General features: G+C 66.3%; 14 protein-coding genes and 3 pseudogenes. 9 read left to right on the top strand and 8 right to left on the bottom strand.

Annotation, left to right across the window (positions count from 1 at the left end):
• Positions 1-310: 310 nt before the first annotated feature.
• On the top strand, positions 311-1,030 hold the full coding sequence (locus ACP8JZ_RS00630) for a FadR/GntR family transcriptional regulator (RefSeq protein ID WP_286320387.1): 720 nt from the start codon (positions 311-313) through the stop codon (positions 1,028-1,030).
• A 106-nt stretch (positions 1,031-1,136) separates the two neighbouring features.
• On the opposite strand, the gene ACP8JZ_RS00625 is transcribed toward ACP8JZ_RS00630, so the two are convergent.
• Positions 1,137-1,454: a thiamine-binding protein gene (locus ACP8JZ_RS00625; protein WP_021103782.1), complete on the bottom strand. Its 318-nt coding sequence runs from the start codon at positions 1,452-1,454 to the stop codon at positions 1,137-1,139.
• Positions 1,455-1,653: 199 nt separating this feature from the next.
• Here ACP8JZ_RS00625 and ACP8JZ_RS00620 point away from each other — a divergent pair, with 199 nt between their 5' ends.
• From ACP8JZ_RS00620 to ACP8JZ_RS00605, 4 genes are all read left to right on the top strand, one after another.
• Positions 1,654-2,967: an MFS transporter gene (locus ACP8JZ_RS00620; protein ID WP_308614565.1), complete on the top strand. Its 1,314-nt coding sequence runs from the start codon at positions 1,654-1,656 to the stop codon at positions 2,965-2,967.
• A gap of 214 nt (positions 2,968-3,181) precedes the next feature.
• On the top strand, positions 3,182-4,966 hold the full coding sequence (locus tag ACP8JZ_RS00615; RefSeq protein WP_023034759.1) for an NAD(P)-binding protein: 1,785 nt from the start codon (positions 3,182-3,184) through the stop codon (positions 4,964-4,966).
• A gap of 20 nt (positions 4,967-4,986) precedes the next feature.
• Positions 4,987-8,586, top strand: a complete 3,600-nt coding sequence (gene nifJ / locus ACP8JZ_RS00610; RefSeq protein ID WP_484482503.1) for a pyruvate:ferredoxin (flavodoxin) oxidoreductase — start codon at positions 4,987-4,989, stop codon at positions 8,584-8,586.
• Between the two features lie 242 nt (positions 8,587-8,828).
• Complete coding sequence (locus tag ACP8JZ_RS00605; RefSeq protein ID WP_306517816.1) at positions 8,829-9,842, top strand: dihydroorotate dehydrogenase-like protein; 1,014 nt, start codon at positions 8,829-8,831, stop codon at positions 9,840-9,842.
• A 255-nt stretch (positions 9,843-10,097) separates the two neighbouring features.
• Here ACP8JZ_RS00605 and ACP8JZ_RS00600 read toward each other — a convergent pair whose 3' ends face one another.
• From ACP8JZ_RS00600 to ACP8JZ_RS00585, 4 genes and pseudogenes are all read right to left on the bottom strand, one after another.
• Positions 10,098-11,309: a ubiquitin-like domain-containing protein gene (locus tag ACP8JZ_RS00600; protein WP_306517817.1), complete on the bottom strand. Its 1,212-nt coding sequence runs from the start codon at positions 11,307-11,309 to the stop codon at positions 10,098-10,100.
• A gap of 250 nt (positions 11,310-11,559) precedes the next feature.
• Entirely contained in the window at positions 11,560-13,905 is a 2,346-nt protein-coding gene (locus tag ACP8JZ_RS00595; protein WP_306517822.1) for a heavy metal translocating P-type ATPase, read from the bottom strand.
• Between the two features lie 252 nt (positions 13,906-14,157).
• Positions 14,158-14,622: pseudogene (locus tag ACP8JZ_RS00590) on the bottom strand (heavy-metal-associated domain-containing protein); the annotation flags it as partial.
• A 119-nt stretch (positions 14,623-14,741) separates the two neighbouring features.
• Positions 14,742-15,176 (bottom strand): metal-sensitive transcriptional regulator, encoded by a 435-nt coding sequence (locus ACP8JZ_RS00585; protein WP_484482502.1) that lies wholly within the window; start codon positions 15,174-15,176, stop codon positions 14,742-14,744.
• 610 nt (positions 15,177-15,786) lie between these two features.
• On the opposite strand from ACP8JZ_RS00585, the gene dnaB reads away from it, so the two are divergent.
• From dnaB to ACP8JZ_RS00570, 3 genes are all read left to right on the top strand, one after another.
• The gene (gene dnaB, locus ACP8JZ_RS00580) at positions 15,787-17,133 is read left to right on the top strand and encodes a replicative DNA helicase (RefSeq protein WP_306517818.1); all 1,347 of its coding nucleotides are present in this window, start codon (positions 15,787-15,789) and stop codon (positions 17,131-17,133) included.
• 42 nt (positions 17,134-17,175) lie between these two features.
• Positions 17,176-18,174, top strand: a complete 999-nt coding sequence (locus ACP8JZ_RS00575) for a zinc-binding alcohol dehydrogenase family protein (RefSeq protein ID WP_306517819.1) — start codon at positions 17,176-17,178, stop codon at positions 18,172-18,174.
• Positions 18,175-18,389: 215 nt separating this feature from the next.
• Positions 18,390-19,007, top strand: a complete 618-nt coding sequence (locus ACP8JZ_RS00570; RefSeq protein WP_371415924.1) for a DNA-3-methyladenine glycosylase — start codon at positions 18,390-18,392, stop codon at positions 19,005-19,007.
• 164 nt (positions 19,008-19,171) lie between these two features.
• Here the strand turns inward: ACP8JZ_RS00570 and ACP8JZ_RS00565 are convergent, their stop codons facing one another.
• Positions 19,172-22,063: an ATP-dependent RNA helicase gene (locus ACP8JZ_RS00565; RefSeq protein ID WP_323458762.1), complete on the bottom strand. Its 2,892-nt coding sequence runs from the start codon at positions 22,061-22,063 to the stop codon at positions 19,172-19,174.
• Between the two features lie 152 nt (positions 22,064-22,215).
• Positions 22,216-22,767, bottom strand: a pseudogene (locus tag ACP8JZ_RS00560) (NUDIX domain-containing protein); the annotation flags it as partial.
• An 88-nt stretch (positions 22,768-22,855) separates the two neighbouring features.
• Here ACP8JZ_RS00560 and ACP8JZ_RS00555 point away from each other — a divergent pair.
• Positions 22,856-23,122, top strand: a complete 267-nt coding sequence (locus ACP8JZ_RS00555) for a hypothetical protein (RefSeq protein ID WP_306517584.1) — start codon at positions 22,856-22,858, stop codon at positions 23,120-23,122.
• A gap of 2 nt (positions 23,123-23,124) precedes the next feature.
• Here the strand turns inward: ACP8JZ_RS00555 and ACP8JZ_RS00550 are convergent.
• Positions 23,125-24,306: pseudogene (locus ACP8JZ_RS00550) on the bottom strand (glycosyltransferase family 4 protein); the annotation flags it as partial.
• Positions 24,307-24,356 lie beyond the last annotated feature (50 nt).

The following is a 24,356-nucleotide window of genomic DNA, read 5'->3' as shown; positions in this document are numbered from 1 at the left end:
GCGGTCTAGCCGGATACTTCTACCATGCTTCTGCACGTTCGTGCAGGGGCTCGATCATGACCACGCGGACGCGACGACGTGCTCCCTCGGGCGGTGACGAGCACGTCGGGTGTGCCACACTGGTGAACCACACGAATGAGGCTGCTGGGCCCCACCGGTGACGTCGACGTCACCGTGCCACGGGCCATGACAGTCCCGGGAGGAAACCGTCGCCTGCGACGATCATGCTCACGCACCCCGAGAGAACACGCCCCATCCGGTGTCCCCCGAGAGCCCTCCGCCCGGAGCGCCCCGAACCAGGAGTGAGACGATGCCCGACAGTTTTGTCAGACCCGGCAGACGCAGCCACGGCGGAGGTTTCGACGTCGCCCTGGACTACTTCGAGGAAGGGATTTCCTCAGGACGACTCACCAATGGTGACAAGCTTCCCAGTGAACGTGACCTCGCCGCGCAACTAGGTGTGAGCCGCGGGGCGGTGCGTGAGGCGATACGGATGCTGCAGGCCCTGGGCATCCTCGTCTCGGAGACCGGGCGGGGCAACGGCACCCGGGTGGAGTCGTCCCCGTCCAACGCCATCGGAAGAATTCTGCGGCTGCAGCTGGCCCTCTCCCTCGTGTCGTTCTCCGACCTCACCGAGACCCGCGTCGCCCTGGAGCGCGCCACCAGCGCTGCTGCCGCACGTCAGCGTCGCCCAGAGCCGTTGGTCCGGGCGCAGAAGGTTCTGGATCGCATGTCCGACGCGAGCGACCAGGACACCTTCAACGAGCTGGACACCGATTTCCACATCGCCCTGGCCGAGGCGGGGGGCAATGGCCTCATGAGTGACCTCACGGTGGCCATCCGCGAAGCGGTGCACTCCCCCATCAAGTCGGCAGAGTTGGCGGTGGCGGACTGGCCCGGCACCCGACGGCAACTCGTCGACGACCACGTCGCCATGCTGCAGGCCGTCAAGGCCGGGGACACGGAACAGGCCGCGCGCCTCACCGAGAAGCACATCCGGTCGGCCTACGCCACCTTGCTGCACGAGTGAGCCACCCGGGAAGATCGCCTCGGGCAGGGTGCCCCCGAACCAGCGAGGCGGGCCACTGCCAGACCAGTCATCGTCGGGGCACGCGGTCACGTCTGCGTGGGAACGCTCAGCCCTGCTGCTTGTCGAGTTCTGTCTGCAGACGCTCGAGCTTGGCCGTCATCTCGCCGGTGCGACCGGGGCGGATGTCGGCCTTGAGCACCAGCGAGACGCGAGTGCCGTACTCACCGACCGCCTCGGTGGCGCGCTTGACGACGTCCATCACCTCATCCCAGGAGCCCTCGATCTCGGTGAACATGGAACTGGTGTGGTGCGGCAGACCGGACTCCTGGACGATGCGCACGGCGGACGCCACGGCGTCGGCGACCCCACCGTCCTCGCGGGAGGCACGACCACCACTGGGAACGAGACTGAATGCAACGATCATGGGTCCAGTATGTCCCCAGTACCCACTCAGGAGGGGGGGGAACCGGACCACTTCGGGAAATCATCTAGACTGCTCGACGCGGGCCTTGTCACACGAAAGTTCCCCGGCACATCGCACGAGGTGCTTCGTCACCGACACACGATCAGCCACCACCGCGGTGGCTCTCAAGCACAGTCGTACGTCCGCGAGGAAAGGATTCATGTCCAGCGGAGTCATCACACCTGCCACGATCCCCCAGCAGAGACGGTTCATCCGCAAGGTCACCCTTGCCACCGCGTGGGGAGAGGGTCTTGATGGCTACGACCTGGGAATCATCAGCGTCGTCATCGCCTCCATCGCCAAGGACCTGCACATGGGGGCTGGCGTGACGGGTCTCATCGGTGCGTCCTCACTCATCGGCATCTTCATCGGGGCACCCCTGTTCGGTTACCTCACCGATCGCTATGGCCGACACAAGATGTTCCTGCTCGACCTGGTGATCTTCCTCATCGCCGGTGTGGCCCAAGCCCTGGTCTCCGACGGATGGGTCCTGTTCTCCCTCCGCTTGGTCCTTGGCATTGCCGTGGGTGCGGAGTACTCGATCGGTGCCCCCATGCTTGCCGAGTTCATCCCCGCCCATGACCGGGGCAGACGTCTTTCGCTGCTGGAGGTCTTCTGGTACGTCGGGTTCCTGCTTGCCGTGATCGTCGGGTACGCATTCGCCGACGCAGGAATCCACTGGCGGTGGACCCTGGCCACGAGCGCCGTGCCGGCCGCCATCACCCTCGTCGCCCGCCTCGGCATCCCTGAGTCTCCTCGCTGGCTGGCACGTCAGGGACGCACCGACGAGGCTAGAGAGATCGTTGAACGTTGCCTCGGAGACGGTTACTACGACGCTGAGGCCATGGATGCCGAGGAGCCCCGATCAGGTGGGATGGGGAGGCTCTTCGCCCCGGGGGTGCGAAGCCGTACCCTCTTCGTCTGCACCTTCTGGACCTGCCTGGTGGCACCCTATTTCGCCATCTTCACGTTCGCTCCCCAGGTTCTCGGGGCGCTGCATCTCGATGATCCGAAGGCGGCCACCATCGCCACCAACAGCATCGCGCTGCTGGGGGTCACCGTCGGCATGGTGGTGATCGAGAGGATCGGACGCCGTGCCATGCTCATCCCGCCCTTCTGGGTCCAGACCGTGGCACTGCTGGTCATCGGACTCTGGAGCGGGGCCCCGACGTGGATCGTGGTGGTCTGCTTCGCGGCGTATGCCTTCTTCAACTCCGTGTCCGGGAATCTCACGGCGGTCTATCCAGCCGAGATCTTCCCCACCGATGTCCGCACCAGTGGCGTCGGCCTCGCCGCCGCTGCCAGCCGGGTGGGTGCCGCCATCGGCACCTGGCTGCTGCCACTGGGAATCGCCCACCTCGGCATCAGGGCATGCATGCTCATCGGCGCAGCCATGTGCGCCGGCGGCGCGCTGATGTCGCACTCCATGGCTCCCGAGACCACCGGGAAGGCCCTGACCCGAACCAGCGGTTGATCCCCCAGCGGACAGACGAGATGTGATGACCGTCCTGCACCAGACGAAGCTGGTTCGGGTGGTTCCTCAGGTGCACAGCGCTGCTCACCCAGAGTGAACATCCGTGCCACGCAATGAACAAAATTGCATGAGTGTCGTCAGTTGATGAACGAACCGCAAAAGGTACTACCATCGGTCGTAGTTGACCCGATGATCGAAAAGGGAGAAGTCAGGCATGAGCACGGACACCCCGGTCGCCCCCGAGGAAGAGGGCTACTTCGTCAAGGAACGGCAGGACATTGCCGAGCGCCCAGACCTGTCGAACACCACAGGGCGCGTGTCGCCGGTACGGTCGCGCCGTCCCGTGTACCTGGACATGCTGCCACCGTGCAACGGTGGGTGCCCCGCTGGTGAGAACATCCAGGAATGGCTGCGCCTCATCAAGGCCCACGAGGAGGAGAAGGCGTGGCGTCAGCTCACCACCGACAACCCCTTCCCCGCCATCGAGGGGCGTGTCTGCTACCACCCCTGTGAGGTCGAGTGCAACCGTGCCGACCTCGACGGTGCCGTCTCCATCCACTCCGTCGAGCGTTACCTGGGCGACATGGCCATCGAGAAGGGATGGCACTTCGAACGCCCCGTGGAGCGTTCCGGGCACCGCGTCCTCATCATCGGAGCCGGCCCAGCCGGACTGTCCGCCGCCTACCACCTGTCGATGATGGGCCACGACGTCGAGATCTATGACGCCGGCGACAAGTACGGCGGCATGATGCGCTACGGCATCCCCGAGTACCGGCTGCCGCGCGACATCCTCGAGGCCGAGGTGGAGCGTCTCGTCAACGACCTCGGCGTGAAGATCGTCCTCAACCATCCCGTCCAGGACCTCGACGAGGAGCGCGCCAAGGGCCGTTTCGACGCCGTCTTCGTGGCCATCGGTGCCCACCTGTCCAAGCGCGTCGACATCCCCACCGTCGACGCAGGACGCATGGTCGATGCCGTGAGCTTCCTGCACGACGTCTCCACCGGCAGCAAACCCGTCGTCGGACGCAGGGTGGCCGTCTATGGTGGCGGCAACACCGCCATGGACGCTGCCCGCGTCGCCAAGCGTCTGGGGGCCGAGGAGTCCATCGTCGTCTACCGTCGCACCGCCGACCAGATGCCCGCCAATGCCGAGGAACGCGAGGAGGCCGAGCGTGAGGGGGTGCAGATGAACTGGCTGCGCACCATCACCGAGGTGGGCGACGACCTCACCGTCGAGATCATGGAGCTCGACGAGAACGGCAAGCCGCACGGCACCGGCCGCTACGAGAAGCTCGAGGCCGACACCCTCATCCTCGCCGTGGGGCAGGAGGCCGACACGAGCTTCCTGCACAAGATGCCCGGCATGCGCTTCCGCCATGACGTCGTCGACGTCAACCCGCACACACTCATGACCGACATCCCCGGCATCTTCGCCGGTGGTGACACCGTGCCCTCCGAACGCACCGTGACGATCGGCGTGGGACACGGCAAGCGTGCCGCCCGCCAGATCGACCTGTGGCTCAACCGTGAGACCGCCTACCCCTCCCCGCGCAACACGACGGTCGGGTTCACCGACCTCAACCTGTGGTACTTCGGTGACCACGGACGCCGGCACCAGCCCGAGCTCGATCCCACCCAGCGCATCGGGTTCGCCGAGGTCATCGGCGGTCTGGGCGACCAGCAGGCCCACTTCGAGGCCGAACGCTGCCTGAGCTGCGGCAACTGCTTCGAGTGTGACGGCTGCCTGGGAGCCTGCCCGGAGGACGCCATCATCAAGCTGGGCGAGGGACACCGCTACCAGTTCGACTACGACAAGTGCACCGGTTGCGGAGCCTGCGCCGAGCAGTGCCCCGTCCACGCCATTCAGATGATCCCGGAGGACACCCTCATCGAGTCCATCCAGGGAGCCGGCAACCCCACGGCCGGATGGGCCGTACGCCCCACGCCGAACCCCGTGCGTTCGGCACAAGCCAAGTTCAAGCTCGTCGAGAAGAACTGAAACGGAGAGACGAGGACATCATGGAACGTACCCGCATGATCGCAGACGGAAACACCGCTGCTGCTTCCGTCGCCTACCGCGTCAACGAGCTCTGCTCGATCTACCCGATCACCCCGTCCTCCCCGATGGCCGAGACCGCCGACGAGTGGTCGGCCGCCGGACGCGAGAACATCTGGGGAGCGGTGCCCACCGTCATCGAGATGCAGTCCGAGGGTGGTGCCGCCGGAGCCATTCACGGTGCCCTGCAGGGTGGTGCCCTGAGCACGACCTTCACGGCCTCCCAGGGCCTGCTGCTCATGATCCCCAACATGTACAAGATCGCCGGTGAGCTCACCAGCACCGTCTTCCACGTCGCAGCCCGCTCCCTGGCCGCCCAGGGCCTGTCGATCTTCGGTGACCACCAGGACGTCATGGCCTGCCGGCAGACCGGTTTCGCCATGCTGTGCTCCTCGACGGTGCAGGAGTGCCACGACATGGCACTCATCGCACAGACCGCCACGATGAAGTCGCGTGTGCCGTTCATGCACTTCTTCGAGGGATTCCGCACCTCCCACGAACTCAACGTGCTCGAGACGCTCTCCGACGACGACCTGCGCCAGTTCATCACCGACGACATGGTCCACGCCCACCGGGAGCGCGCCCTGTCACCGGCACACCCGTTCATCCGTGGCACCGCCCAGAACCCCGACACCCACTTCCAGGCTCGTGAGACGGCCAACTCGTACTACAACGCCGTGCCCGGCATCGTCTCGGAGATCATGGACCAGTTCGCCGAGCTCACCGGACGTCAGTACCACCTGGTGGAGTACCACGGCGACCCGGAGGCCACCGAGGTCATGGTGTGCATGGGCTCTGGTGCCCGCACGATCGAGCACACCATCGACTACCTCAACAGCCGCGGCCACAAGGTCGGTCTGGTCGAGGTACACCTGTTCCGCCCGTTCCCGGCCGCCGAGATCGTCAAGGCCATCCCGTCGACCGCCCGCACCGTCGCCGTGCTGGACCGCACGAAGGAGCCCGGATCCAATGGTGAGCCGCTCTTCCTCGACGTCGTCGCCGCCCTCTCCGAAGGCGTCAGTCGGGGCGATCGCGCCTCGATGCCGCTGGTCTGCGGTGGCCGCTATGGCATCTCGTCGAAGGAGTTCACCCCGGGCATGGTGGCCGGCATCGTCGACGAGCTGGAGAAGGAGGAGCCGCGTCCGCGCTTCACCGTCGGCATCAACGACGACGTCACCAACCTCTCCCTGCCCTACACCGATCTGGACATCGAGGATCCCAAGACCCTGCGTGCCGTGTTCTTCGGCATGGGCTCCGACGGCACCGTCGGTGCCAACAAGAACACCATCAAGATTCTCGGTTCCGACGCCAACACCTACGCCCAAGGCTACTTCGTCTACGACTCACGCAAGTCGGGCTCGCGCACGACCTCGCACCTGCGTTTCGGACCCAACCCGATCGAGGCCCCGTACCTGGTGACCAAGGCCGGATTCATCGGCATCCATGCCTGGGGAATCCTCGAGTCCATCGACGTGCTGACGATGGCGCGCGAGGGCACCACCGTGCTGCTCAACTCGCCGTACGGCCCAGACGAGGTGTGGAGCAAGCTGCCGCGCACCTTCCAGCAGCAGGTCGTCGACAAGAAGCTCGACCTGTGGACCATCGACGCCCTGTCGGTGGCACGTGAGGTGGGCCTGCGCAACCGCACGAACACCATCCTGCAGACGTGTTTCTTCGCGATCTCGGGAGTGCTGCCCAAGGACGAGGCCATCGAGCGGATCAAGGACTCGATCCAGAAGACCTACGGCAAGAAGTCCCAGAAGATCGTCGACATGAACCATGCGGCCGTCGACGCCTCCCTGGAGCACCTGTTCCAGGTGAAGGTCCCCGAGTCGGTCGATGCCAGCCACGACCTCGTCGAGCCGGTGCGTGACGACTCCCCGGACTTCGTCAAGACGATCACCGCGAAGATGATCACCGGCGAGGGAGACCTGCTACCGGTCTCCAGTCTGCCTGCCGACGGCACCTACCCAGCCGGTACGACCCGTTTCGAGCACCGCACCCTCTCCGACGTCATCGCCGAGTGGGACCCGCAGGCCTGCATCCAGTGCGGAAACTGTGCCTTCGTGTGCCCGCACGGCGTCATTCGCGCCAAGTACTACCAGAAGTCGGCCCTGGAGGGCGCCCCGGAGACCTTCGAGTCCGCCCAGCTCAACGCCGCCGGTCTGCCGGAGTCGTGCTACACCCTGCAGGTGGTGCCCGACCAGTGCACCGGCTGTGGTCTGTGCGTCGAGGCGTGTCCGGCCCATCCGGTCGGACGCCCGGATCGCAAGGCCATCAACCTGGCCGAGCACTTGGACAAGACCGATCAGCGCGAGAACGTCGAGTTCTTCAACTCCCTGCCGGTCAACGACCGGTCTCGGGTGGACTTCGCCACCGTGCGTGGCACCCAGTTCCTCGAACCGCTGTTCGAGTTCTCCGGCGCCTGTGCCGGCTGCGGTGAGACGCCCTACGTCAAACTCATCACCCAGCTCTTCGGTGACCGTGCCGAGGTGGCCAACGCCACCGGTTGTTCGTCGATCTACGGCGGCAACCTGCCGACCACCCCCTGGGGCAAGAACGTCGACGGACGTGGACCGGCCTGGTCGAACTCGCTGTTCGAGGACAATGCCGAGTTCGGTCTGGGCATGCGGCTGGCCTCCGACGTACAGGCCGGGCTGGCCAAGCGTCACCTGCAGGCCATGTCCGACCAACTCGACCCCGAGCTCGTCGACGACCTGCTCAACGCCCCGCAGCTCACCGAGCACGACCTGGTGGACCAGGAACGTCGTGTCGCCAAGCTCGTCGACCAGCTGCAGACGATGGAGCAGACCCCGCTGGTACGCAACCTGCTGAGTGTCGCCGATCACCTGCTGCGTCGCTCGGTGTGGATCATCGGCGGTGACGGCTGGGCCTACGACATCGGTTCGGGCGGCGTGGACCACGTGCTCGCCTCCGGCCGTGACGTCAACGTCCTGGTGATGGACACCGAGGTGTACTCCAACACTGGTGGTCAGGCCTCCAAGTCGACACCGCTGGGTGCCGTCGCCAAGTTCGCCTCCGGCGGCAAGCAGACCGCCAAGAAGGACATGGCCATGCAGGCCATCGCCTACGGCTCGGTCTATGTTGCCCGGGTGGCCTTCGGCTCGGACCCGCAGCAGGCCCTGCAGGCCTTCCGTGAGGCCGAGGCCTACCCCGGCCCATCGCTCATCATCGCCTACAGCCACTGCATCGCCCACGGCTACGACCTCAAGAACGGCCTGGACCAGCAGTACAAGGCGGTGCATTCGGGGCACTGGCCGCTCATGCGCTACAACCCGGTACTGGCCGAGGATGGCAAGAACCCGTTCCTGCTCGACTCGCCCCGTCCAGACACCACGTGGCGCGACTACACCAAGCTGGAGCTGCGTTACCGGATGCTCGCCAAGGCCCACCCCGAGGAGGCCGAGCGGCTTCTGGACCTGGGTCAGCGTCAGGTCGAGAAGAAATGGCAGGAGTACGAGCAGATGGCAACGATGGGCCCGGAGTCCTTCGCCATCGACGCCCGACTCAAGAACATCACCTCCGGCTCCAACCGGGGCTGAGCTCCAATGACCGTCGACCGTGGCTCCGTCGTATCCTTCTCGGCTACAGCTACTCCTGTACGCGGGGCCACGGTCGGCTCCTTTCCCGTCCCCTCCCATCATCGATTGGATCCTGACCCCGTCGGTCCTGATCCGTCAGTCATTCCTCATCCCGGGGTCAATGAACCGGCTCCGGGTCGTCTGATCCATATCCACCTGGTCAGAAGTCAATCTGCCCCGGACCCGTCTGAGAGGTGCATCCCATGAGCGTCGATCTGAGCACGAACTATCTCGGTCTTTCCCTGCGCAACCCCTTCGTCGCCTCTGCTGGACCCATCCAGCAAACCACTGACGGCGTCAAGGCCCTGGCCGACGCCGGGGTCGGTGCCGTCGTCATGTACTCCCTGTTCGAGGAGCAGGTGCGGCACGAGGAGGCCCGGATGGCCGAGGTGGAGATGGAGTACATGGACTCCTTCGCCGAGTCGCTGAGCTTCTTCCCCACCGTCGCCAGCAACGCTGGTGGCATCACCGAGAAGTACCTCAAGCATCTCGAGGCCAGCGCCAAGGCGGTCGACATCCCCGTCATCGGTTCCCTCAACGCTGCCGGGGTGGGCAACTGGGTCAAGACCGCCCATCGCATGCAGGACGCCGGAGCCGCGGCCCTGGAGTGCAACATCTACGCCGTGCCCGACATCGGGATGAGTGGCCAGGAGATCGAGGATCGCCACATCGAGATCGTCTCGGCCGTCAAGGACGCCATCGACATCCCGGTGGCCGTCAAGGTTCTCCCGTTCTTCTCAGCCCCCGGCAACATGATGCTGCGACTGGCTGCCGCCGGAGCCGACGGGCTCGTCATGTTCAACCGGTTCCTGCAGCCCGACATCGACATCGAGACCCTCGGTGTCGAGTCCGGGGTGTGGCTGTCCAACAAGGTCGAGCAGCGCACCGCCCTCACGTGGATCGCCGCCATCTCCAAACAGGTGGACGCCTCCATTGCCGCCACCTCGGGTGTGGCCACCCCCGAGGATGCCATCAAGTACATCCTTGCCGGCGCCGATGTCGTCATGTCCACCTCGGCCCTGGTGCGCAACGGCGCCGACTACGCCACCGAGATCATTGACGGGCTGAGCAGTTACCTGGAACGCAAGCAGCTCGACCTGGAGCAGGCTCGTGGCCTGCTCGCCGTGCCCGACGACGCCTCGGCAGCCGAGTACGAGCGCAACGGCTACGTCTCGGCCCTGGAGAAGGCCAAGACCACCTACGGCAGCCTGCGCTGAGACCTTGAGGCACGGCCTCTGCAGGTACGCTGGCTGACACACATCGGGGTCCACGGCAGTCGCCGTGGGCCCCGCACGCGTACAGGGGAGACGTTCAGTCTTCAGATCGGTTTTCGAGTGTGTGTTGTCCGGGCCGGCCCGGACAACCCCGGACAACATTGAGAGAGTTCAGTCAGCGGTGAGACGTCACCCGTCCAGAACGGCGCAGTCAGATGGAACGCCTCGGGTGACCCGGTGCGACCGGATCACCGTCCCTCACTGGTAGCGCACCGTCACCAGACCGGCGCCGGGAGCGATGGCGTTCATCGCTGCGGTGGAGAGGTCCAGGCAGCGTCCACCGACGTAGGGGCCGCGGTCGTTGATGCGCACCGAGACCGTCTTGCCATTGCTGACGTTGGTGACGCGAATGGTCGAGCCGAGCGGCAGGGTGCGGCTGGCAGCAGTGAGCTTGGAGGGGTCGAAGGTCTCACCCGAGGCGGTCGGACCACCCGCGGTACCGTCGCCAGCTCCATAGGTGGAGGCCTGACAGGTGGTCCCGCCGGTCACCGGGTTGGAGCTGGAGCCGCCACCGTTGCTGACGGTCGACGCGCTGGCAGACTTGCCGGCAGCGCCCTTCTTCGCGGGTGAGGGTTTCGACGTGGACTTGGTCCCGACCTTCTTCACCTCGTCGGTGGCAGGCTTGACGGCCTTGCTGGAGATCTTGCGCTCACCAGCCTTCTTGCCGTTCTTGTAGGTGATCTCCCAAGTCTCCTCGTTGACGCCGTTGACGCCCTTGGTGGTGATCTTCGTGGTGCCCTTGTCCATCGAGGAGTCCTTGACCGTCTTGGTCTTGAACTTCGCGTCGGACTTGCGAGTCTCCTTCTTGGTGTCGACCTTGGTGAAGTCGATGACCATGCCATAGGTGAGCGGAGTGCCCAGGCCCGGCTTGGAGATGTCGTTGGAGTCCACCTTGATGCCAGCAGCCTTGAGGGCGTCGGCAACGGTTCCCCGCGCAGAAACCTGCTGGCTCTTGGAGCCAGTCTTGACGATGACGTCCTGGGCGGTGCGAACGGTGATCGACAGCCCCTGACGTGAGATACCGGACGAGCGGCTCACCGACAGGTTGTCGTTGGAGTCGACCAGGCCTGCCTTCGCGAGGAAGTCCGAGACGTTCGTCTCGGTGGTCCAGCGGGTGACCTTCTTGCCATCCACCGTGAGGACGACCTTGCGTCCGTACTTGACGGTGATGACCGATCCATCGGAGACGTCACTGTTCAGTGCCGGCTGCACGGAGTCGTGCTCACCCACCGTGATGCCCTGGGAACCCAAGACCTCCTGAACAGTTCCGGGGTGCACCTTGGCCTCACGAGAGACACCGTCCACCGAGATGGTGACATCGTCACGGTTGAGGACGTTGGCCATCGTCACGCCACCGGCAGTGGTCAGTGCAACGGCTCCGGCGATCGCAGAGGCAATGATCTTCGACATTCGCTTCCCAAGAGGTCGGGGGCTCGAGTGCTCTGTGGTTCTCGAGGACCCAGAACGGTCAGTTGCTATGTACCGGCCGGGCGTTGACGCCCAACCACACGCCGCGTGCGCAGCGCTTGGTAAACGATACGACGCATTCCCCCCAAAAACCAAAAATTTCCTGAGAAAAACTCAGACAGCAGGGCGCATGATGTTCCGCGTCGAGCCATCTGAGCCTGTCATGACGGGGTGAAATGGGTTTCTCATGTTCTCAGGATCGCGGGCGGAACCCGGTGAGCCTCAGACTGTTGAGCACGACGAACACCGACGAGAACGACATTGCCGCAGCAGCAATGACCGGGGTGAGCAGACCCAGGGCGGCGACGGGGATGGCGAGGACGTTGTAGCCGAATGCCCACCACAGGTTGCCCCGGATGATCCGACGGGTGGCATCGGCGAGCTCCAGGGCATCCACCCCGGCACCCAGATCGGCACGGGTGAGGGTGACGTCCGCTGCAGCGATGGCGACATCGGTACCGGTCCCCATGGCCATGCCCAGGTCTGCCGCGGCCAGGGCAGCCGCGTCGTTGACGCCGTCACCGATGAAGGCCACCCGACGCCCTTGGTGACGCAGCTGCTCGACGACCGTCACCTTCTGGCCAGGGGTGGTCTCCGCATGGACCTCGTCGATACCGACGGCCTCGGCCGCTGTGTGGGCAGCACCGGGGTTGTCACCGGTGAGCAGCACGGGCCGTAGCCCACGACGGCGCATCCGTTCGACGGATCGGGCGGAGCTGGGGCGCACGGTGTCGGAGACGGTGAGCGCCCCGCGCACCTGATCGGCCACGCTGACGACGAGTACGGTGTGGCCGCTTTCGGCGGCCTGTTCGACGGCGGCACGCAGGCCTTCGGGCAGGGGAACCAAGCCGGGGCGCCCCACCACGATCTGGACGGGTTCAGCCTGAGAGGTCTCCTCCTGCTGTCGATCTGTCTGCTGTTGATCAACGTCCGGTCGATCCGGCGTGTGCGCCTCGTGTGGTTGGTCCTGCGCCTGGCTCAGTCGACCACGTACCCCTTGCCCGGGCAGGGCCTCGACGTCGTCCACCTGGGCCGGACGGACACCCAGCTGTTCGGCTCGGTGCAGCACCGCATGGGCGATGGGGTGTTCCGAGCCGGACTCCACCCCGGCCGTCAGACGAAGGAGTTCCTCGGCCTGTCGACCGTCAAGAGCTTCGCCGTCAGGTCCAAGAACCTGCACCACGGCCATGACGGCACTGGTGAGGGTGCCGGTCTTGTCCATGACGACGGTGTCGATGCCTTGAGCACGCTCCAACGCCTGGGGCCCACGGATGAGCACCCCCATGCGGGCACCGCGCCCGGTCCCGGCGAGCAACGCCAGCGGAGTGGCGAGCCCCAGAGCACACGGGCAGGCGATGATGAGCACCGAGATGGCCGCGGTGAGAGCCGCTGACACGCGTCCGGTGACGAGCATCCACACCATGAAGATGAGCACGGCGACGCCGATGACCGCCGGGACGAAGACTGCCGAGATCTTGTCGGCCAGGTCCTGGCTGGCCGAGCGTCCAGTCTGTGCCTCGTCGATGAGACGAGCGATGTGGGCGAGCTGGGTGTCGTCGCCCACGGCGGTCGCCTGCACGACGAGCCGACCGGAGCTGTTGATCGCCGAACCGACGACGGCGTCCCCCGGACCGACCTCCACCGGCACGGATTCACCGGTGAGCATCGAGTTGTCGACGGCAGAGCGCCCCTCGACGACGGTCCCGTCGGCGCTGACGCGTTCCCCGGGGCGTACGACGAACCGTTCGCCCACCCCCAGGGCAGCGATGGGGCGTTCCACCTCGGTGCCGTCACTGGTGAGCAGGTGGACGGTGGTCGGACGCATGTCGAACAGGGCCTGCAGTGCCGAGCCGGCCTCGGCCCTGCTGCGATGTTCGATGTAGCGACCCGCCAGGATGAACATGATGACGCCAACGGCAGCTTCGAGGTACAGCGCCTCAGCAGCATGTGTCTGGGAGCTGGACAGTCGCCAGGTCATGTGGTGCCGCATGCCGACACGGCCCGCATCACCCCAGACGAGCGCCCACAGGGACCACCCCAGAGAGGCCAGGGACCCCATGCTGACGAGGGTGTCCATGGTCGTCGCGCCATGCTTGAGGTTCACCCAGGCTGCGCGGTGGAAGCCGAATCCGCACCAGAACACCACGGGCAGGGTGAGCGCCAGGCAGACCCACTGCCAGGCCGGGAACTGCAGTGCCGGCGTCATGGACAACACGATGACCGGCAGACCGAGCACCACCGCCCCGACGAGACGACGTCTCAACTGCGTCTGACGGTCGACGACCGGTTCGCTGGTGGACGACGGCCGGGCCTGGTATCCGGTGCGGGTGACGACGTCGATGAGGTCGTCCTGGCTCACCTGGGGCGGGGCCAGGACGTGTGCCTTGGCCGTGGCGTAGTTGACGGTGGCCTTGACCCCGTCGACCTTGTTGAGTTTCTTGGTGATCCGGGCAGCGCAGGAGGCGCAGCTCATTCCGGAGATGTCCAGGTCGACGGCTCGGTGCGCCCCACCATCGTCGGCAGGGTCGTCAGCCGTCATGACGCTGGTGTCCAGGCGGTCATTCGCCGTGCGGTCGTTGCGGGCAGGTGTGACGGTGTGCGGGGAACCGGCAGCCGACCCTCCGGTGCTGATCGGATCAACACCGGAGGCACCGGCCACCGTGACGTTCCTTGACTCGTTCTGGTCGTGTCGAGACGTGGGTACTCCTCAGTGATGGCCGCCGCACTTGCACTCGCCCTCATCGTGGGCGGCGTGCTTCTCGGCAGCATCGGCAGCATGGTCGTGATGGTGGTGTCCACCGCACTTGCACTCGCCCTCACCATGGGCAGCGTGCCTCTCAGCAGCATCGACGGAGTGCTTGTGCTCGCCACAGCCGCAGTCACAACCATCCTTCTCGTCGTGACAGTCGCACTCACAGTCCTTGTCGGCACCGGCCTCGCCAGCGTGCTCGCAACAGTCATCGTGCTTGTCACCGCACTGGCAGGCGTCCGCGGAGTTCTTGCCACAGGCACACGTACCCTCGGGGTGGCCAGCGGTGTCGAGGCTGTCCGCCTTGGTTGCGGTGTACTCGCCAGCCTCGTCCAAGGCCTTGTTGATGGCATCCATGCTGATCTCCTCAGCCGAGTCGATGGTCATGGAGCCGGTCTCCAGGCTCACGTACACCTTGTCGACGCCGTCGATGGCCGAGACCTCCTCGGTGATCGCCTTGACGCAGTGCTCGCAGGTCATGCCGGTGATCGTGTATGTCGTGTTCATGTCAGTACCTTTCGTTGGGAACGTTGGATCGTGGGAAGAACGGAGATGACGTCTGGCCCGAATGGGAGTCCAAGACCCCTGGAGCCGTGCACGGCGGGAGTACGGAACCGAGTCGAGCCTCAGGACCTGACGAGCCGGGCAATGGCACGATTCGCCTCGTCGATCTTGTCGGTCGCCTCCTGACCACCGCATTGGGCAGCCCGAGCCACACAGTGGTTCATGTGTTCGGACAGCAGCTTGAGCGACAGCGACTTGAGGGCGGAGTTCACCGCAGCGATCTGGGTGAGGATGTCAATGCAGTACTTCTCCCCCTCAACCATCCGCTCCAACCCGCGCACCTGACCTTCGATACGGTGCAGACGACGCAGGTAGGCGTCCTTCTCGCCGAGATATCCGTGCCCCGGCGACCCGGGGGCAGTGGTCGACGACGTGACGACGCCGACGTCCGTACCTTCCTGGGGCTCGACGTCCTCTCGGGGCATTGCATCCGAGACCGACGCGTCCTGGGAGAACGCGAGATCCATCGCACTACCGCACTGGCACGATTCAGCCATCTGCCACCTCCGACTCGGACGATACCCCAGTGGGGTATTCGAGACAATGGCTCGACGCTGCTCTTCACTCTCGACGAACGTCCACCATCCGCATCCCCTCACCCGTCGCATCCCGCCAACCGGGAATGGCACCTCGAGCCATTCGAACGCCGGCTGCGATCACGACCCCTCACACCCCCATGATCATGTGGACAACTCCTTGCCAGAGCAGGAAAAAGAAGTCACTCGGGAGTGTTCGACACCTGTGTGCAGCACGTTCGATACACAGGGTTCACCGGTGTGTCACTGCCGAAAAATATCGGTCGTTTTTATGTTTCTCCTAGTCAGAGCGGTTCCATCGGCGTGTCGTCAACAGGGAACAGTGAGTTGTCCACAGTTGTCCACAAGTTTTCCCCACCCGGTCCACCGGCTTCCACCGGTTGTCCACATACCCTGTGGAAAACTCCGTCCTGGTTAGTTGACAAGCGTCCATTCCAGCCCCTTGAATGGAGCCGGCGACACCGTCCTGCCGTTGCGCAAGCGCTGCACACGTTCAACCCTGTGACGGCCGCCCCGGCACCCGCACGTCCCGAGAGGCACACCGCCTTGCCGGGCCCTCGTCCTGAAGGTGATGACTTTGCCAGACCCAGCGAGCAGCATGCGCGCAGATCTCACTCCGCCCCAGGACCTCGATGCCGAACGCTCCGTGCTCGGTTCGATGCTCATGAGCAAGGACGCCATCTCCGACACCGTCGAGATCCTCAAGGGACGGGACTTCTACCGCCCGGCCCACGAGACGATCTTCGACGCCATCCTGTCGCTGTACTCACGCGGCGAGCCCGCCGACGCCATCACCGTCGGCGCGGAACTGGAACGCACCGATCAACTCGATCGGATCGGTGACCGCGTCTACCTGGCCGACCTGCTCGGTTCGGTCTCGATCGCCGAGAACGCCTCGTACTACGCCAGGATCGTCTCCGACAAGGCAGTGCTGCGCCGTCTCGTCGACGCCTCGATGCGCATCTCACAGATGGCCTACCAGGGGCAGGGGGACGTCGCCGACACGGTGGACGCCGCCCAGCAGGAGCTCTACGACGTCGCCGAGGGGCGCACCAGCGACGACTACCACGTTTTGTCCGAGCTGCTCGAGAGCACCTGGGACGAGCTGGAGACCATCGAGAGCCGCGGTGATGCCATGGGCGGCATCCCCACCGGGTTCGCCGATCTCGACGAGCTCACCAATGGCTTCCAGCCGGGACAGATGATCATCGTCGCGGCCCGTCCGGCGATGGGCAAGTCAACGGTGGGGCTGGACTTCGCCCGAGCCGCGTCGGTGAAGAACAACCTCACCAGCGCCATCTTCTCCCTGGAGATGGGGCGCAACGAGATCGTCATGCGACTGATGTCGGCCGAGGCGGGCATGGAGCTGTCCCGGATGCGCAGCGGGCGCCTCACCGAGGAGGACTGGCAGCGGTTGGCGTCCACCGCGACGAAGATCTCGTCCGCCCCGCTGTACATCGACGACTCCCCCAACCTCACCATGATGGAGATCCGGGCCAAGGCACGTCGCCTCAAGCAGAAGCACGACCTCCAACTCGTCGTCATCGACTATCTGCAGCTCATGACGAGCGGCAAGCGGGTGGAGTCGCGTCAGCTGGAGGTCTCGGAGTTCTCCCGCCAGATCAAGCTGCTGGCCAAGGAGTTGGAGATCCCGGTGGTCGCGCTCTCCCAGCTCAACCGTGGCCCCGAGCAGCGCACCGACAAGCGACCCATGGTGAGCGACCTGCGCGAGTCCGGATCATTGGAGCAGGACGCCGACATGGTCATCCTGCTGCACCGTGAGGACGTCTACGACAAGGAGTCACCGCGCGCCGGGGAGGCCGACTTCATCGTCGCCAAGCACCGCAACGGCCCCACTCGCACCATTCCCGTGGTGTTCCAAGGCCACTACTCGCGGTTCGTCGACCTGCAGAAGTGATCGATTGTTGGGCTGGAACAGGCGACGGGCTACCGTGAGGTCATGGACGCCATGCATGCTGTCGCCGTCACCCAGTCCCTGCCGATCACCGATCCCGACGTCTTCGTCGACGTGGATCTGCCAGTGCCCAGCCCTGGCCCGCTCGACCTGCTCGTGGAGATCGAGGCGATCTCCCTCAACCCCATCGACGTGAAGCTTCGCCGCAAGGCCGGAACCCCCGACGAACCGCTCATCCTGGGTTTCGACGCCGCCGGAGTGGTACGCGCCGTCGGTGAGCGGGTGAGCGACTTCCAGGTGGGCGACTCCGTCTGGTTCTCCGGGCAGAGCAACCGTCCGGGCAGCTACGCCCAGTACACCCTCGTCGACTCCCGGATCGCCGCCCGACGCCCGACAAGCCTGAGCGCCGCCGAGGCCGCCGCCATGCCGTTGACGAGCATCACGGCATGGGAAGGGCTGCACGATCACCTGCGCATCGGCGCCCACGACTCCCTGCTCATGATCGGCGGTGCCGGCGGGGTGGGGTCGATGGTGATCCAGCTGGCCCGACTGGCCACCGACGGGGACGTCGTCGCCACGTCCTCCCGGGAGGCGTCCCGAGCCTGGTGCCGGGACATGGGGGCCACCGCAGTCATCGACCACCGCAATGATCTTGCCCAGGAGCTGCACGAGGTCGGGGTCAACGGCGTCGAGACCGTCTTCTCGGCCTACACCGTCGGTAGGGAGGCCGAACTGGCACAGCTCATGAGCCCGTTCGGCAGACTCGTCATGATCGACGGCACCGATTCCTTCGACATGACGGCGTTCAAACCCAAGTCGTTGAGCGTCACCAGCGAGTCGATGTTCGCTCGCCCCATCTTCGGCACCGACGACGTCGCCGAGCAGGGCCGGATCCTGGCGCGAGTGGCCGATCTCGTCGACGAGGGGCGACTGCGCACCACGGTGGCCCATCAGTTGCAGGGTCTGACGGTGGACAACATCGTCGAGGGGACAGCCCTGGTGGAGTCGGGCCGGATGGTGGGCAAGATCGTCGTCACGGCGTGAGGGTCCAGAACCATCCGAACGACGCGACGCCCGAACCACTCGGGGTCATGGCAGCACGAGGAGGATCCGACGTGTCAGAGTCAGGATGCGTGACGGGGCCAGGCCACGTGACAGGGCCAGGACATTCCCGGCCACGCCCCTTGGGGAAGAGCGCTGGGCTGGACCTGTCCGAGACAGCCGATCGGGTGGCACCACGTCTGCTCGGGGCGACGATCATGCACGGTTCGGTGGGGGTACGACTCACCGAGGTCGAGGCCTACCTGGGCATTGACGACCCGGCATCGCACGCGGCACGCGGACCCACCCCGCGCAGCTCGGTGATGTTCGGCCCACCCGGTCACATGTACGTCTACCTCTCCTACGGCATTCATCGGTGCGTCAATGTGGTGTGCAGCCCGGACGGGACGGCCTCGGCGGTGCTGCTGCGTGCCGGGCAGGTCGTGTGCGGAGTGGGCGAGGTGCGTTCCCGACGCGGCACCGTGCCCGCACGTCGGCTGGCCAGCGGCCCGGGCAATCTCGGATCGGCTCTGGGAGCGGATCTCACCGACTGGGGAGCGGCCCTCGCAGTGTGTGCCATGGGTTCGCCCATCGAACCGGCCACCGAGGGCCTGGCAAACGATCCCCCGCACCTGGACGGTCATGACCGGCTGGGCGCGGATCAGTCCACACCAGATGGCGTCACCCACCATGACTGCCCACCCCGATGGCGGCTCATCCCGGCCCGCGAGCCTGTTCGGTACCGCACCGGGCCGCGGGTGGGGATCAGTCGCAATGCCGATGCTCCGTTGCGATTCTGGATCGACGGCGACCCCACCGTGTCCGGGCGACGATGAAGCTGCCCGGAGCCTGACCCCCGGTCACGAACCGCCGGGGCATCGAGACGGGCCCCGGCGCGAACGGAGCCGAGGGCAGCCAACTGCCCAGCTCCCTCCGAGTGCCCCAGAAAGCGGGCGTCACCAGGAAGCCGGGGGTGTCATTCGGGATTGCTCGGCCCCATTCACCGTCCCGACCGGGTCGTGCCGCGCATCGGGGTGGCGGTGAGCGGGTCCTCGGGCCACGGGTGTTTGATGTAGCGTCCCCGATTCTCCGCTCGTACCTGCGGGTAGACGTTGGCCCAGAAGCTCGCGAGATCGTCCGTGACGGCCAGGGGACGTCGAGCCGGGGAGAGCAGGTGCAGGAGCACCGGCAGGCGTCCGTCGCATATCACCGGGGTCGTCGTCCACCCGAAGCACTCCTGCAGCTTCACCGCGAGCACCGGGGGCGAGTCGTCACCGACCTCGGGGTAGGCGAGCCGAATGTGGGAACCGGTGGGCACCTCGATGGTCTCGGGCACGAGATCGTCCAGATGGCTGGCCTGTGGCCAGGGCAGCAGGGCACGCAACCCCGCTGCCGGGCTGAATGGCCGTCCGGCAGCGACGGCGTCCAGGTCGATCCACTCACGAGCCCGGTCAATGAGGGCGGCTTCGCCCACATCGGGCCAGTCTCCCCCAGCACCCCCGCCATTGTCGGCTCCCGCGCCCATGACCCCCGCACCCATGACTCGGTGCAGCACGCCGAGCCGTCGACGCAGCATGTCTGCCGAGGCCGACCAGGTGAGCACCCCGTGACCATCGATGCCCAGACCATGCTCGTGCAGTGCCGCCACCACCGCGTCACGAGCCGCCTGTCCACCGACGGTGATCGGGGTGGAACTCAACTCGATGGCACCCAGCCGGTGCACCAGTCGCCCTTGGACCTTGCCGCCACCAGATCGACCCGCACCGTCCTGCCAAGTGGCAATCTCCTCGGTGACCTCGAGGCCCTGCGCAGCCTGCATGACGTGTTCCGGGGCCAGCGGTGCCGCCGAGCGGATGACGGCACCGGACTGGCCGCGCCGCGTGGTGCGGGAGACGTCGGCCACCGCGAGCCACTGCGCATCCGTCAGTGGTGACCCGGCAGGTAGATCGGCTGCCGTACCGGAGGCGAACAGATAGCTCCTCGACCCCGCACCACGCTGGCGTGCGACGTTCTGGGGACGGGCCAGCGCCACGACGAGGGCCACTGCGTCGTCCGCGTCACCGGCAAACCCTCCGATCGGGGACGCAGCACCGTGTGAGGTTGGTCCAGCAGCGTCCCCCACCCGGCCATGTTCAGTGGGGCCAGGCTCGGTTCGACCAAGCTGGGCCAAGCTGGCTCCTGCCGTACCCGGTTGCTGCGAGCCCTGGTCTCGGGCGATCTGCTCCAGCCGCCGCACCTGCACCCGCCACTGGGGTGACGCACGATGGTTTCCCGACCGCAGTGCGTGCACCAGCCCCGGGAGATCCGCCTCGGCGGCGCGTTCCCCAAGCTCCAGGGTGGCGACGGTCTGTGCAGCGGCCCGAGCACCAACCATCTGGGCTCCCCTGAGCAGACCGCTGGCCAGGGCCGGACTCGTCGGCACCTGGGCGAGTCGTCGTCCCCAGCGTGTGGGACGTCCCCGCTCGTCCACCGCTCCCATGACACGCAGCTGCTCCACGGCGTCGCGCACCTGGTCCGGCGGCAGCGGATCGGGCAGGGCCATCCCCGCACCGCAGGGTGATCCCCAGCAGGACAGGGTGAGCAGGGGACCCGTGAGGTCGGCATGCTTGATCTCCGGTGCGGGCTCGGCGTCCATGCCGGCCCAGTCCTCGGCTGCCAGACAGCGCACAGCCACCCCCGGTCCCAGGCGAGCAGCGCGTCCGGAACGTTGGATCGCCGCGGCCCGGGACTCCCGGGTCGTCACCAGGCCGGTCATGCCCCTGCCACGGTCCAGACGCGGCTCCCGGGCCAGGCCTGAGTCGATGACCAGCCGCACCCCCGGCACGGTGAGGGACGACTCGGCGATGGAGGTCGCCACGACCACGCGCGGTCTGGTCGGGGCGGTGAGCACCTGGTCCTGGTCGCGCAGACTCATCGAGCCGGTGAGGGCCATCACCTCGACCTGCGGCAGCGCGGTACGCAGGTGTGCAGCCACCTGCTCCACCTCCCACGCCCCGGGCAGGAAGACGAGGGCGCAGGTGGGTGCGTCGGTACCCGATGCGTCCGGACCGTCGTCGGCGCGTGGTTCCCGGGCGCCCTCGTCACCAGACCCACAGGTGTTCCCGGTGCCGGGATCACTGGTCAGCGTCGTGATGGCCTGGCAGGTCTGACGGCTCACATGGTCGAGGAATCTCCGATCCACCCGAGTCCCGTCGGTGGCAGGCGCACCGAACGGCGCCCAGCGCACCTCGAGAGGGTGCAGCACCGACGGCACCTGCACCGTGGCCACCCGGCGTCCGGTGCCGCGGGTCAGCAGGTCCGACCACCGCTCGGCGTCCAGAGTGGCCGACATGGCGACGAGTCGCAGGTCGTCGCGCAACTGGGCGAGTTCACAGAGCATGGCGACCAGCAGGTCGGAGTCGAGATGACGCTCGTGGACCTCGTCGAGGACGACGGCGTCAACCCCGCCAAGTTCGGGATCGGTGAGCAGCCGACGCACCAGCACCCCGGTGGTGACGAACTCGATCCTGGTCGAGGGACCGAGGGTGGACTCGCCACGCACGGTGTGGGCAGCCACCTGCCCCGGCCGGGTGCCGGTGAGTTGGCACAGACGCCGTGCCGCGGCCCGAGCCGCCATCCGTCGCGGCTGGGTGACGATCACCCGACCGGTACTCCCATCGTTCGGATGGGCACCGTTCGGACGGGCATCACCCGCAGCATCCGTGGCGGGGAGGGCGGCGACCAGGGGCGGCACGAAGGTCGTCTTGCCGGTACCGGGTGGGGCCTGGACGACCATCGCCCCATCCGCCAGACCAGCTTCCAGACCGGCGCGGTACTCACCGATCGGCAGTCCGGCGCCGATGTGCTGCAGGTCGATGGGCCCTGCATCGATGGGCCCTGGGGCGGCGGTCACTGGGGTTGGGAGGACTCGTTCACACCATCATCCGCCGAGGTGGCAGATGGTTCTGCACCACCGTCGGGGCCGGACTCGTCGGTACGAGGATGCCGGAGGTTGGCGTCCCGGGCCACCGGGGGCTGCCCCACCGACTCGGGATTCTGCACCGTCTCGGTGAGTGGTTCGGGTGCGTCGTCCAGGGTGAATGCGGTGGCCGGCACCTCGGACCAGACACCGACGACGTTGCGAGCGATCATGGTCATGATCTGCACGGCGTCATGTTCGGAACCCGCCAGGGCAGCGAACTCGTCGGGGCTCATCCAGGCCAGTTCCCGGGACTCCCCTGGTCCGGGTTCCCCCACCGGGTCCTCGTCGGTGATCATGGCCATGACGAGGTCGGAGTGGAAATGGCCCGGGTAGGGGCTGTGAGTGTTGACGGCGACCGGGGCGGGGTGCATGACGTCGTGAATGCAGCCCTCGACCACCGGCAGGGCCTGCAGCACGCGCAGCTGGCTGAGCTCGTAGCCGGTCTCCTCGCGCAGCTCGTGGGCCAGTGCCTGCCACGGATTCTCGGTGTGCTCGATGTGCCCGCCGGGCTGCAACCAGATGTGCAGCTTGCGGTGCCGGTGCACCAGAGCCTTGACCTCACCATCCTGACGGCGCATGATCCAGGCGCTGATCGTCATGTCGTGTCCGTGCGGCTGGGTGTGAAGATGCGGCATGGGTCCAGATTTTCACACCCGCACAAGGGTTGTCAGTCCACAGCTGGATGGGCGGCTCACCCCACGGTGAGAAGGTAACATTCCTCACATGAGCCGTAACACCACCATCATCGCCAGCGTGGCCGTGGCCGCCGTCACCATCGTCGCCGCCACCGTTCTTGCCAAGGCGCGCAGCGGCGCCGATCCGCGTATCGACGCAACCACCAACACCTCCCTCAAGACCCTACGCAGGACTCGTCCGTCCGGGGGCCGGCACACCCGCCGCCGCGATCCGCTCGCCGATGGCCATGCCACCCCCGCCGCTGGACTCAACTCGGTGCGTCAGGCCCCCAAGTACTTCACATACGGGCGCTGACCTCACCCTCGAGCAAGCTTGTCGGACACCGTCCCGACCGCTTGGCTGACGAGCCGGCCGGCAACGCCGGCCAGGGATCCGGCCGTCCGACCAGCCGCACGCACCGACTCGTGCACCGCATGGTGCGCCCGTCCGGCACGGGTGCGGGAGCGTCCGGACTCCCACTGTTCCATGACCTCGTCGAGCAGCTGCTCCATGGTGCGAGCTGCCGCCTCACGGGAGTACCTCGTGTTCAACAGCTCGGCCTCCCGTGCAGCCCACCGTCCCCGGGTGGCCTCATCGGCGTCCAGGACGGCGCGCACCCCGGAGGCGATGTCGTCGGGATCGGTCACCGCGCCGATCTCGTCGTCGCCGATGACCTTGGCGAGTGGTGTGCGGGCATTGGTGACGACCGGCAACCCCGCCGCCATGTAGTCGAAGAGTTTGGTGGGGCTCATGCCCTTGTCGAACACCGGGATCGGGGCGACGACGTGCAGTCCGATGTCACAGGCCTTGAGCAGTCGAGGAACCTCGGTCTTGGCGATCGGGTCGCGGAACTCGATGTTCGAGATTCCCTTGGAGCGTGCCAGCTCGACGCACCGGTCCTTGTCGCCCCCCTCCCCGACGAGCAGGAAGTTCACCTCGGGGCAACGCTCGGCGGCATTGACGATGTGCTCGACGCCGTCCTTGACGCCGTGCGACCCGGCAAACACAGCCGTCACCCCGTGGATGTCGAACTCCTCGCGCAGCTTCTCGCGGTCCTCGTCCACCTCGAAGTCCGAGAGTTGGGTGCCATTGGGGATGACGACCATGAGACCTTCGGGGTCGATGCCCAGGTTGCGGAAGTGATCGCTCCAGTCGACGACGGTGACGACCCGCTCAGCCTGGGTGTAGATGAACTTCTCCAACTCGATGAGAACCTTGTGGATGGCGCTCCCCTCGCGCAGACCGCCGGTGGAGACCAGTGAGTCGGGCCACAGGTCACGCACCTCGGCGACGTAGGGGCGTCCACGCAGCCGGGCTGCGATCATACCAGCCACTGGGTTGAGCAGGTGGGGGCTGGAGGTGTACACCAGATCGGCCTTGCGCACACTCGCCACGGCGGCCGCCTCAGCCGTGAAGAACAGCCATCCGACAAGGCGTTTCACGCCGTTGTTGTGGTACTCGGGAACCCAGACCAGGGTGAATCGTGGATCGTCGGTGTGCAGCCGTTGTTTGGCGTGGTGGGCGAAGTTCGCGCCGATGAAGTGTGGCG

The sequence above is a fragment of the Cutibacterium sp. LaCa_286 genome, from assembly GCF_057198075.1.
The sequence above is the reverse complement of the archived record's forward strand: the minus strand, read 5'-3'. Positions and strand labels throughout refer to the sequence as shown.